The following is a 1,651-nucleotide window of genomic DNA, read 5'->3' as shown; positions in this document are numbered from 1 at the left end:
TGTTGGCTCTGGAATTTCTGGCTTAAGTGCTGCATGGCTCTTATCTAAAAAACATCAAATTACTGTTTTTGAAGCAAATAATTATGCAGGTGGTCATAGTAATGCGGTAGATGTTCAACTTGATGGTCAACAAGCTGCGGTTGATACTGGCTTTTTGGTATTTAACGAAAAAACCTATCCCAACCTAATTCAGCTGTTTTCTTTACTAAATTTAACTATTGCTAATACCGATATGAGTTTTAGTGTTCGGTTAAATCAAGAAAATCTCGAATGGGCTGGCAGCAATTTAGCCAGTTTATTTGCCCAAAAACGTAATATTGTCCGTCCAAAATTTTGGCAAATGATTAATGATATTTTACGTTTTAATCGTCAAGCATTACCTTTATTAGCTCTAGCCAAAGCTGAACAGTTAAGTTTAGGCCAACTTTTGCACCAAGAAAAATACAGCCAAGCCTTTAAAGATTGGTACTTATTGCCTATGGGTGCGGCAATTTGGTCAACCCCTTCGGCAGATATGTTAGATTTTCCTGCCGAATCCTTTATTCAATTTTGTTTAAATCACGGTTTATTACAAATCAGTGATCGACCACAATGGTTAACCATCAAAGGCAGCTCTCGACAATACGTTAAACAACTCTGTGCTGGCATTGGGGATGTACGTTTAAATACGCCTGTTATGGCAATAAGCAGCCATGAGCATGGCGTGCATATTCAAACTGAACACGAACATTTATCCTTTGATAAAGTTATTTTGGCTTGTCATACCGACCAAAGTTTAGCCCTACTCCAATCCCCTACGCCCGAACAACAATCGCTATTGTCTGCAATTCGCTACGCGCCTAATCAAGCTTATTTACATACTGATAGCTCAGTGATGCCCAAAAATCGCCAAGCGTGGGCAGCATGGAACTATGCTCAACACAGCGAACAGGACAAACATCAAGCAGTTGCCGTAACTTATTGGTTAAACAAATTACAGCCTTTACCTTTTAGCACACCATTGTTTGTCACACTCAATCCTTGTCAGCCGATTGATGAACAACACATTTTGCAGCGTTTTGACTATGCCCATCCACAACTTGATGCTGCTGCCTACAAAGCCCAACAACGCTTAGCTCAGATTCAAGGCAAAGATCATTTGTATTTTTGTGGTGCATGGGCAAGTTATGGCTTCCATGAGGATGGCCTTAAATCGGGAATGCGTGTTGCAAAATTATTAGGGGCAGACATTCCTTGGCAAGCGGTATTGGACTAACACTATGAATAACTGGTTATATATTGGTCAGGTTGCTCATAAACGTATAGGCTTAGCTGCTCATCAGTTTAGTTATCCTGCTTTGTTTATGTGTTTTCCGCTCAGTGCGCGTCATCAACTTTCGCGGGCAGGCTTTGGTTATAACCGTTTTAATTTATTGTCTTTTTATGAACAAGATCATGGTAATGGCCAAGATGCCGAACAATGGATTAGACAAATTTTAGCCGACAAAAAATTAGACCAAATCGCTAATGGTGAAATTTGGCTACAAAGTCAACCGCGTGTTTTAGGCTATGTATTTAATCCTGTTAGCTTTTGGTACTGCTATGACCAACAACAACAGCTTAGAGTGATTTTGTGCGAGGTTAATAACACCTTTGGTGAACGTCATTGTTA

2 protein-coding genes are annotated in these 1,651 nt (G+C 39.9%); both read left to right on the top strand.

All coding sequences use genetic code 11. The annotated features are described in order from the left end of the window. On the top strand, positions 1-1,255 hold a 1,255-nt coding region (locus Q0212_RS12080), incomplete at its 5' end, for an FAD-dependent oxidoreductase (protein WP_297925842.1). Between the two features lie 4 nt (positions 1,256-1,259). After that, positions 1,260-1,651: DUF1365 domain-containing protein (locus tag Q0212_RS12075; RefSeq protein WP_297925839.1), on the top strand; the 392-nt coding region annotated here is incomplete at its 3' end.

Source organism: uncultured Agitococcus sp. (genome assembly GCF_937920075.1).
Classification (GTDB): domain Bacteria; phylum Pseudomonadota; class Gammaproteobacteria; order Pseudomonadales; family Moraxellaceae; genus Agitococcus.
This window is presented reverse-complemented; position numbering and strand designations above follow the sequence as displayed.